This window comes from Paenibacillus sp. AGC31, assembly GCF_057334655.1.
On record NZ_JBHFJH010000006.1, the window covers coordinates 60,041 to 69,380 of the forward strand.

Sequence of the window (9,340 nt, forward strand, 5' to 3'; positions counted from 1 at the left end):
ATTAACCCCCTTGTAAGCCAACCCCACTTCGTCTGAAGCCCTGTCTTCTTAGGGAACCGGCCGAAGTTATAACCGTTTGCATATGATTGGAGCTAACTCTGCCCTCTCCCAGTCTTATGCCAAACCGATCAAAAATTGCTCCAGACAAAGCTGGCCATTGACGTTGAAACGCAATTTTTTTCTGCATCCTGCGGCCATATCCATATAGGAGACCCACTGCTCTGTGCTGCGGGTATGTGCCAACTGAGATAACATGTCTAACTGATCTATAAAAACGATATGTTCATGCCTATCGTACTGAACATACAGCATGTCCCTAAACCATAGATGGAACAAACTAAGCAACATGTCCAGATGTTCAGAGAGTCCGGTTTTAAAAAGCTTCTGCTGTGCAGAGATCAATGATGTGCTTCCTCTACCCAGGGACTCCTTCCCTAATTGTAACATTACGTTTCTAATTTCTGCAAACCAATTCTGCTGGAGAATTTCTCTACATGCTTCCAATCCTGACGCTAAATGGACGGCAGAGCGGGCCAGATTGGCAGGGTGCCCTTCCTCGATCAGAGATTGCAGCATATCTTCCGGATTCAGTGCACTGAACGGCACCAATTGGGAGCGTGAGCGGATCGTTGGCAACATGGCCTGTCCATTATCCGTAATCAGGATGCCGACTGCTGGTACCTGCGGTTCCTCCAGAAATTTGAGCAAACTGTTTGCTGCCTGCACCGTCATTTTCTCGGCTTGTTCTATAATATATACTTTGGGATGACCTGCCTCTGATCGGTATGAAAAGATACGCTGCAGATCCCGTATTTGATCTATTTTAATGTTGTTTCCATCTGGCGCAAGCATGGTTAGATCCGGATGGTTACCATGATCCACCTTACGACATTCAAGACACTGCCCACAAGCGTCATCTTCAAGCTCTGTACAGAATATTGCCTTGGCAAAGGTAATTGCCGTCTTCCGTTGCCCGCTACCAGCTGGACCGCTAAACAAATACGCATGGCTTATTGCATGACGTCTTAAACTGCTTTGTAACATTTGCTTGGCCGCTTGTTGACCCATAATCTGTTGAAAGGACATACTTCCTCCTCAGAAGCTTAAATTAATAAGCATCCCCCGAATTTCGCCTACTTGTTGTAATAGAGAGATTTTTCCTTCTTCTGTATCCAGCAATTCATCAGCCATGGATAACAGAGCGGAGTCAATTTCATCAATCAGCTTATACCGCTTGCCTCTGCCACGACGATCCCAACCCCTTGTCTCTTTCATGGATACACCGCGACGAACGGTCTCTTCCAGGAACCTTTTAACAAGTTGCTTATACGCCTTCAGTTCACGAATCGTCATGGAACGTGCCAAGCGATCGCCCTGAAGCTGGATTTCACTAAACCGGCGATTCAGTTCAGCTTGTGAGGCCCGTTCCCCCTGGTGATTCATCATATCAGAGAAATTTTTGGATTGAACCGGTTTGGAACCTGAATCAGTAGTACTGATCCCGCTCTGAATCGGTCTGAATCCAGGATTGATTTTCATGGATACGCCCGCTTTCTATCATAGTTAGCCAATCGCCCATCAGCACAGTGCGCGTTGCGCCTGTGCGTGAGAATGAGGCTTTTATATATGCTGATCACACTCTATATATAATGGTAGATACACATCACCATCAAGGACTTGTTCTTTGTATTCAACCTCTTCCCGAAATGAGCCATTCCCCAGCTGGGAAATGCTCATCCGGAAAGAGTATGCTGATTCTTCTCATCAAGAAAGGCGTTCCGTAAGTGGCACGCACGAACTCTGTTAATTCTTCTTGCATCCATCGTTTCCTACATGCTATCGATCATGAAGGACCCTCATGGGATCCATGCAATAGTTTGAATTAGAAATGTTCGAAGCGATCTACCGGGAGAACAAATACAGTAGCTCCGCCTACTTGAACTTCAACAGGTAGCGGCAGGTAAGAGTCGGTTGTTCCACTCATCGGTGTGACCGGAGTCACGAGCTGTTCACGAACCTTACAGCTGCTGCGAATGACGTTCATTACGGATTCGACTTGACCATCATCGACACCGATCATAAACGTCGTGTTGCCTGCCTTCAAAAATCCACCCGTACTGGCAAGCTTCGTTGCCCGAAAGTTTGCTTTGACCAATGCGCTGGATAATCGGTTGCTGTCTTTATCCTGTATAATCGCAACAATCAGTTTCATCCTGCATAACCTCCTTTAGAATAAGCACCTTTATCAAATGCCCTGTCTACATATTAGACAATTACTCGTCAAAATCCTTCAAAATTCCTGTTTCCAGCGACAAAATCATTGCTGCCAAGACATCCTCCTGCTTCATGGAAGCATCGATAACCCTGATCCGTTCTGGGAACTGCTCTTTTAATAGGAAGTAACCCTCTCGGACTTTACGATGAAACTCCAGATTTTCCAGATCCAGACGGTTCACTTCCCTGCCATCATGAGCATCGATCCGGCCAAGCCCCACTTCAGGCTCAATGTCCAAATATAAGGTCACATCCGGCATGAGATCACCAATCGCAAAGCGATTAATGGCCCATACATTCTCTATCCCGAGTCCACGGGCGTAGCCTTGATAGACCAGACTGCTATCGACAAATCGGTCACAGATGACTGCTTTTCCAGCTCTCAGCGCAGGCTCTACTTTCTCCGCCAGATGCTGGCTGCGTGCAGCTGCATACAATAGCGCTTCGGTTCGAGCATCCATTGCCGTATGAAGAGGGTCCAGTATAATTGAACGTATTTTCTCCGCAATCTCAATTCCGCCAGGCTCTCGCGTAACTACGTAAGGTATACCCCGTTCTTCAAAATAAGAACCTATTCTACCGATCATCGTTGTTTTACCGGAACCCTCTCCCCCTTCCAGCGTAATGAATTTACCTCTGCCCTGCATATGCTTCCCTGCTTTCTATGTCGATAATTGCATCTATTGCTGCTGTAATGAAATATGCTTAGACCCTCTTGCTACAAGATATGATATCCCCTGCCCAGAGGTGTATAGCTACAGCTATATCGGTACGTATTAATAACACCAAGATCATACAAGCTTGTTTCTTTCTATCATACTATAGGTCAGCAGTTACTCCAACATGAACAACAAAGTAAAGCGTTCAACCGTAGATAATCCACACCCATAATGGAAGCATAATTGATCCGGCAATGGCACTGACAATCATGGAAACTGAACTGAGGGCTACCGCATTCTCTCCATATTCAAAAGACCTTGCCATGCCGAGGGCATGAGATGCTGAACCCAGTCCAATTCCATAGGCATGTTTACTGCGGACTTTGGCCCATTTCAAGAGCATCGGCCCCAATAATATCCCTGAGAATCCTGCAATCATCACAAACAGCGATGTAAATGAGGCATTCCCTCCAACCTGATTAGCGAGTTGAATAGCGACAGGAGTTGTCACTGATTTTGGCAATAAAGCGATGACCATCTCTTGAGGATAGCCAAGCAGAATGGCGATTAAAGCACCTGTGGAAACACCTGTAATACTGCCTCCGATTGTTCCACCCACAATGGGAATGACATTTTGCTTCAGCACATTCAGATGTCTGGACAAGGGAAAAGCGAGAGATACAACTGCTGGACCCAAGAGCTCCTGTATCCATTTGCCACCCAGCATGTATGTATCCAGCTTTATATTGGAGATCACCAAAATCAGGATCAGTATGGCAGTCGTTGTGAGTACAGGCATCAGTATCGGCCATTTTAACCTTTTATATAGACGAGTGGCTGGAATATATACAGCGATGGTTAGCGCGATCATTCCAATTCCGAGGATGAATGTTGACAAGTAATCGCCTCCTTTTTGCCTGAATGAGACGATCTCCATGTCATAAGCCACTCACTTAATTTGGCAGATATCAGACATGTGATTAATGTGCTAACGATCAACCCCAGAACCAATAATAATGTGTTAGCTCGAAAAAAATCAAAATGATTAATAATGCCCACAGTTGGCGGGATGAACAACAATTGCAGATGAGATTGAAGCCACGTCGACCCTTCTTCTCCCCAGCTCATTTTGATCCATCCCAGTTGAATGGTGATAAACAATACCAGCATGCCCACAATACTGCCTGTTAACGGCAGATGTAATACAGCTTGAATCAAGTTTCCAATCCAGTAAAAACCGTACATCAACAAAACTTGCAGGACTATTCCTGTATATTTTTTTAGCGGAATACCCAAAGTGTTCCCTTCTTTCTTATGTCTATCTTTATAGGTGGTTGAACTAGCAAGTAAATTAATGACCAAGAGACCCTCACATGTGTAGGGTCCGGTATCGCTATCCGTATTGGTCATATTGCCTACCTATTGGTGAATGCAATTCAGTTTTTATCTGTCCTTCAATCCTTCATGACCTTCAATGACTGTAGAGATACATCGGATACTCCATGAAACTTTGCTCCTTCATCCCGCAGGAGTTGTATACGTGCCACCATCGATGGACTAATACGCTCACCCGGATATACAAGCGGAATCCCTGGAGGGTATGGAATAACCATCTCGGCTGATCGACAACCCGCGCTTTCTTCTATCAGGACATTGATCGTATCCGTCTCCACAATCGGTTGCAGTGTAAAGGAGATTGGTTCCGAGTAGTGAGTGTTTTCTTGTAAATTGTTCCACGTGGAAATATAATGGGCCGAGTCTTTCGCAAGCTGTTGCGATGACTCTGCATTAGATTGAACCTGCTCATGCCCATTGGCAGAGCTGATATGGTGTAAAGCCTGCAACAGGTGCTGAGCATCTTGCACCGTTGAGCCCAGGCTGAAGAGCAAGACGACGTACCGTTCGTCGCTCATCTCGGGCACACAGCCGCATGCTTCCAGCTGCTGCTGTAGCCCATAACCGCTCAGCACCCCTGTGCCGTCATAGATGACGGCCTTGAATGGGTCCTGAGCGGTATACCCCGCGGCAGCTGGCAGCTCCGCCGCGGTCAGGTCCTCCCGTGTCTGCTGCGCAGCGGACACGGACATGCCAGCCGGCTTCGCTGTTCCGGCTGGCGGTTCTGGCTGCAGCGGCTGTGCAGGCTGCAGCAACTGGAAGCGCGGCAGCTCCGCGAGGCCGCGCTTAAAGGCATTCACAGCGGCGAGTCCCGCCGTGAGGGTGTTCGCGCCCTGCACGTGCAGCAGGCGGCGCGCCAGATCAAGCGAAGCCATCACCGGGTATGATGGGCTTGAGCTTTGCACCATGGCCAGGCGCTGCCTTAACAGGGACCGGTTTAACCGTGATCCCTGAATGTGCAGCATGGCACCCATGGTGAAAGCCGTCAGCATCTTATGCGTCGACTGCACGACACCGTCTGCTCCGCATGACAGTGCAGAGACAGGCAGCTCCGGATGCTGCCCATAATGTGCGCCATGCGCTTCATCCACGAGCAATGGCATGCCAGCGGCGTGGCATACCTCGGCTATGGGCGTCAGATCAGCGCCCATGCCGTAATAATTGGGCAAAGTGACTAACACACCCTTTGCCTCAGGATAGGCCTGGACAGCAGCCTGCACCGTCTCCACCGACGGCATGACTGCAAGTCCAGACGCTGGATCGACCCACGGCTCCAGAAATACGGCTCTTGCGCCTGCCAGCATTAACCCGTGAATAACGGATTTGTGCACATTCCGTTGCACCAGCACAATACTGTTCGGCTCATCACACACAGTTAGTAATAGAGACAGGTTACCTGCCGTACTGCCTCCTACAAGGAAGAAACTCTCCTCAGCACCAAAACAATCTGCCGCAAGCTCCTGTGCTTCCTTGATCACACCTTCTGGATGATGCAAATCGTCGGTGCCCGTAATCTCCGTAACATCCATCTCCATCATCTCCAGAAATGAACGATCCGGCACCAATCCTATTTCCGACAGATTCCCTTCGCCATCAAAACGTTTCCCGCTCTCCAGATCAGTCCCATGTTCATCCATCGAACTGAATTGTTCTATCCTTCGGTTAACGTTCCCCCCTGCATTGCTCTGAATCTCTGCGTTGTGTTGATGTTCCTCATTGACGATATATTTAGAGGGAAATTGCCCTGCTTCTGCTTGTTCCAGCAAATGTCGGTAAGCTTGTCCATTCTTATGCCCAGGCACATGAAAAGAACGCTGCTTCGAATCACGATACGCAAGCAACGCTTCATATAAAGGGGCTCTACTAGATTTATTTTTATGATCCATGAAATAACCATCCTGTACATATATTATGTGCGTCCTATGCGTTCCAAAATGCTTTCTAATCCAAGGAACGCCCTTCTTCCCTATCTTCACACGCTCTACTGCAAATGATCTATACCATTATATCAGCATACGCCTTCCCAAGATGGCATACAAGACAATCTCTCCTCATACAAACAGAAAAAGGCCCATCGGGCCTCTATACACATCAGCATCGTTAACAATGTGATGTTTCGCTTCTACTTCTATTAGCAACATTTATTATGCGTTCTTTTGTACCCAAATCTGTTTCATCTGATGAATAAAATAATTGTACTTGGCATCCTGCGCGTCGGTATGAACCATTTCTGCTTCACAAGTGTCACATATGAATTCAGATACAATAAAAATGCCTTCTCTTTTTCTTTGCTCGCAGATAATACATGTGTGTTCGGCATGTTCTTCCATGAACCATCCCACCTTGTTTTACGTTTACTATCAGTATTGCACAGTTTCTATTATTTTAAACATTTTCATAGTTCTTTCTTTCTATAAAATATATATATTCGCCCACCACCTCTTGGGTGTCTGTACCGAAAAATACGTTCATTCTCCCTACAAGAATATCTCCTGCTTATGTATATACAGTTATCCTATATTCCATTGCATTTACCTCAACATCACGTATCCCTTGGTCTGAATCAAACTTATATTCAATTTCCTTAAAAAAACTTGGAATCTCAGCCGATATATAATACATGATAACGATATCAAAGCCTGACAGTCCGTGTATTCGGGAGTATACTGAGATAAGTTCCGTCGAATCTCAATAACTTGTACAATTGTCATGGCGTGAGATACAAGGTTCATATATACATACATGCATGATTCATTTCCTTTTACTCGTGTAAGAAAACGAATACCCACACAAACGTGAATCCGAAGGAGGATATATAATCGTATGATCGCCGAACCGGAGAATAAAGCAACATTTTATCAATACCGGCTTCTGAAAAAAAAGGCTATCGCCCGCAGTGTCATTTACAGCTATCTGTGTCTGCCGGTCATCATGCTCTTATTCAATCTACTCGCCTTCTCCTGGACTGGCCTCTTCTTTTTTGTACTGGCAGGTCCAATCACCATCTGGATTCATTATGTCATCGCCAGAACGATATTACTGCTGGTCCGTACCTCTTACGCCAAGCGCTGGCGCTGGAATCTGCGTATGCCCTGGTTAGGTTATATCCCTGATCAGCATTTTAGCTTCCGTATGTTTGTCCGGGTACACCTTAATATGAGCTGGATTGGACTATGTATCATTACAGTATGTTTGATATGGTCCCCATTGTCCTTCACCCTCTCGCTGATCTTCTGGCATTTGTGGTTGCTGGGTCCTCGCTTGTATGTTGTAATGGTACTCTCGCGTGAGCGCAAAGATGGACTCATCAAATTGAATGAACAAGATGTCTCATACTATCTGCAATAACACCCCCTCTTTTATGCAATACTAAATGTACTTCATTAACCTGCAATACATAACCGCTGAGCCCAACGGATAATCTGATGCAAAAACATGATCTTGTATCGTTCAGTTGACTCAGCCTTATATGCTCAAATAAAGGTTATCCACTGTGGATAACCTTTATTTGTCGTCCCTTCTTATCCCTTATCCACAGTATGGGTATAGTAAAATGAGTTATCCCCACTCGCGGCTCCATTCTTCTCCTCTTTTCCTCCAGCGTTCCATATCCTCATAACTCCAGATATCTCGCAGATCTTACACCTTTGACCGATCTGTTGCTCACTCTGAGCTCTATCTGTCTTCTAGCTGCTTTCCATCAGCGTTCATTACTTCATTCCTTCTGTACCTTTATGACCTCTGATCCACCATACGTCATAGGTTCTCCCATCATTACTAAAGCCTACTTCGCTAAATAACAAAAAGCCCCCGATCAAGTACACGGGAGCTTTACTATATTATAAGGAACATCACAACGTTAATTAATCATATACAACCTTACCCGCAACAGCTCAATCGTCTTCAGCCAATGATTTAACTGTCGCTTGAGTAGCATCATTTCTAGGAACCATTAGTGTAAAGGAACCATCATGTACTGCTAAATGCACAGTATGTCCTTCCTTTGCAAATACACGCAAGGTACTGGATTCATTGGATGTACCCTTGGCTTGCCTCTCTGTCCAACCCCAGCTTTTAATCTCGTCTAGATATACCTCAGGCAAGCTAGTACTTTCACTAATACCAGACAGCGTATACCGAACATAATCCATATCCGAATTATTTTCAGACTGGTCAGATTTATTCGCTACTTTAGGTACCGGAAAACTCTTCTCGTTCACCGCACCTTCATATGAAGTCCATACAGATCCTGAAGCTTCACCGCATCCTGCCAGAACAACGGTCAAACAAAGCAACAGAAATGATTGTAATCCAAGTCTCCGCCAACTTAACACACACACCCTCCTTTTCACAGCTGCACATTCCAGCTCTGTGGTCAGGTACTTTTAGCATATTTAACATAGTCCTATTATACTGGTTTTGCCGCTGTTATCCGTAACAAAAATGTTACCTTCCAGTATCGATCATGTCAGAGCTTCCGATTATCATATTTAATCCTTATAAACAAATAAAAACCACCACCGAATAACATCGGCAGTGGTTCTTTGCTTGGCGGCGTCCTACTCTCCCAGGACCCTGCGGTCCAAGTACCATCGGCGCTAGAGGGCTTAACGGTCGTGTTCGGGATGGGTACGTGTGGAACCCCTCCGCCATCGCCACCAAACGCGTAGCTTACATTTCAGAGTGTTGTTCTCTGAAAACTAGATTCGAAACGAAACATGCGATTTACAACTTGCTATTGGATAAGCCCTCGACCGATTAGTACTGGTCAGCTCCATGCATTGCTGCACTTCCACCCCCAGCCTATCTACCTCGTCGTCTTCAAGGGGTCTTACATACTGGGAAATCTCATCTTGAGGGGGGCTTCACGCTTAGATGCTTTCAGCGTTTATCCCGTCCGTACATAGCTACCCAGCGGTGCTCCTGGCGGAACAACTGGTACACCAGCGGTACGTCCATCCCGGTCCTCTCGTACTAAGGACAGCTCCTCTCAAATTTCCTACGCCCACGAC

General features: G+C 46.1%; 10 protein-coding genes and 2 rRNA genes. 1 reads left to right on the forward strand and 11 read right to left on the reverse strand.

Annotated features, from left to right (window positions below):
• Positions 1–114 precede the first annotated feature (114 nt).
• The 8 genes from holB to ACE04G_RS05325 all read right to left on the reverse strand — a co-directional run bounded on the left by holB (position 115) and on the right by ACE04G_RS05325 (position 6,658).
• Positions 115–1,086, reverse strand: a complete 972-nt coding sequence (gene holB, locus ACE04G_RS05290) for a DNA polymerase III subunit delta' (protein WP_221825859.1) — start codon at positions 1,084–1,086, stop codon at positions 115–117.
• Positions 1,087–1,095: 9 nt separating this feature from the next.
• Positions 1,096–1,539 (reverse strand): YaaR family protein, encoded by a 444-nt coding sequence (locus ACE04G_RS05295; protein ID WP_076216772.1) that lies wholly within the window; start codon positions 1,537–1,539, stop codon positions 1,096–1,098.
• Between the two features lie 343 nt (positions 1,540–1,882).
• Positions 1,883–2,212 carry a cyclic-di-AMP receptor gene (locus ACE04G_RS05300; RefSeq protein ID WP_017691391.1) on the reverse strand — a complete coding sequence of 110 codons (330 nt, stop codon included), beginning with the start codon at positions 2,210–2,212 and terminating at the stop codon, positions 1,883–1,885.
• A gap of 61 nt (positions 2,213–2,273) precedes the next feature.
• Complete coding sequence (tmk, locus tag ACE04G_RS05305) at positions 2,274–2,921, reverse strand: dTMP kinase (RefSeq protein WP_221825861.1); 648 nt, start codon at positions 2,919–2,921, stop codon at positions 2,274–2,276.
• Between the two features lie 217 nt (positions 2,922–3,138).
• A complete protein-coding gene (locus ACE04G_RS05310) occupies positions 3,139–3,831 on the reverse strand; it encodes an LrgB family protein (protein WP_221825863.1) in 693 nt (230 codons plus the stop codon).
• Positions 3,801–4,343 (reverse strand): CidA/LrgA family protein, encoded by a 543-nt coding sequence (locus ACE04G_RS05315; protein WP_339306344.1) that lies wholly within the window; start codon positions 4,341–4,343, stop codon positions 3,801–3,803. The genes ACE04G_RS05310 and ACE04G_RS05315 overlap by 31 nt, the downstream gene beginning before the upstream one ends.
• A gap of 44 nt (positions 4,344–4,387) precedes the next feature.
• On the reverse strand, positions 4,388–6,214 hold the full coding sequence (locus ACE04G_RS05320) for an aminotransferase class I/II-fold pyridoxal phosphate-dependent enzyme (RefSeq protein WP_449004816.1): 1,827 nt from the start codon (positions 6,212–6,214) through the stop codon (positions 4,388–4,390).
• Between the two features lie 258 nt (positions 6,215–6,472).
• Positions 6,473–6,658: a sigma factor G inhibitor Gin gene (locus ACE04G_RS05325; protein WP_017691396.1), complete on the reverse strand. Its 186-nt coding sequence runs from the start codon at positions 6,656–6,658 to the stop codon at positions 6,473–6,475.
• 493 nt (positions 6,659–7,151) lie between these two features.
• Between ACE04G_RS05325 and ACE04G_RS05330 the strand changes: the two genes are divergently transcribed.
• Positions 7,152–7,676 (forward strand): hypothetical protein, encoded by a 525-nt coding sequence (locus ACE04G_RS05330; protein ID WP_076216777.1) that lies wholly within the window; start codon positions 7,152–7,154, stop codon positions 7,674–7,676.
• Between the two features lie 545 nt (positions 7,677–8,221).
• Here the strand turns inward: ACE04G_RS05330 and ACE04G_RS05335 are convergent.
• From ACE04G_RS05335 to ACE04G_RS05345, 3 genes are all read right to left on the reverse strand, one after another.
• On the reverse strand, positions 8,222–8,662 hold the full coding sequence (locus tag ACE04G_RS05335; RefSeq protein ID WP_221825878.1) for a hypothetical protein: 441 nt from the start codon (positions 8,660–8,662) through the stop codon (positions 8,222–8,224).
• A 212-nt stretch (positions 8,663–8,874) separates the two neighbouring features.
• Positions 8,875–8,991: ribosomal RNA gene (gene rrf / locus ACE04G_RS05340) — 5S ribosomal RNA — on the reverse strand.
• Positions 8,992–9,066: 75 nt separating this feature from the next.
• Positions 9,067–9,340 (reverse strand): 23S ribosomal RNA (locus ACE04G_RS05345); the annotation flags it as partial.

What these genes read in the sequence shown, in the direction of transcription:
- holB (WP_221825859.1), bottom strand. Translation starts at nt 1,086, where the DNA reads ATGTCCTTTCAACAGATTATGGGTCAACAAGCGGCCAAGCAAATGTTA.
- ACE04G_RS05295 (WP_076216772.1), bottom strand. Translation starts at nt 1,539, where the DNA reads ATGAAAATCAATCCTGGATTCAGACCGATTCAGAGCGGGATCAGTACT.
- ACE04G_RS05300 (WP_017691391.1), bottom strand. Translation starts at nt 2,212, where the DNA reads ATGAAACTGATTGTTGCGATTATACAGGATAAAGACAGCAACCGATTA.
- tmk (WP_221825861.1), bottom strand. Translation starts at nt 2,921, where the DNA reads ATGCAGGGCAGAGGTAAATTCATTACGCTGGAAGGGGGAGAGGGTTCC.
- ACE04G_RS05315 (WP_339306344.1), bottom strand. Translation starts at nt 4,343, where the DNA reads ATGACCAATACGGATAGCGATACCGGACCCTACACATGTGAGGGTCTC.
- ACE04G_RS05320 (WP_449004816.1), bottom strand. Translation starts at nt 6,214, where the DNA reads ATGGATCATAAAAATAAATCTAGTAGAGCCCCTTTATATGAAGCGTTG.
- ACE04G_RS05325 (WP_017691396.1), bottom strand. Translation starts at nt 6,658, where the DNA reads ATGGAAGAACATGCCGAACACACATGTATTATCTGCGAGCAAAGAAAA.
- ACE04G_RS05330 (WP_076216777.1), top strand. Translation starts at nt 7,152, where the DNA reads ATGATCGCCGAACCGGAGAATAAAGCAACATTTTATCAATACCGGCTT.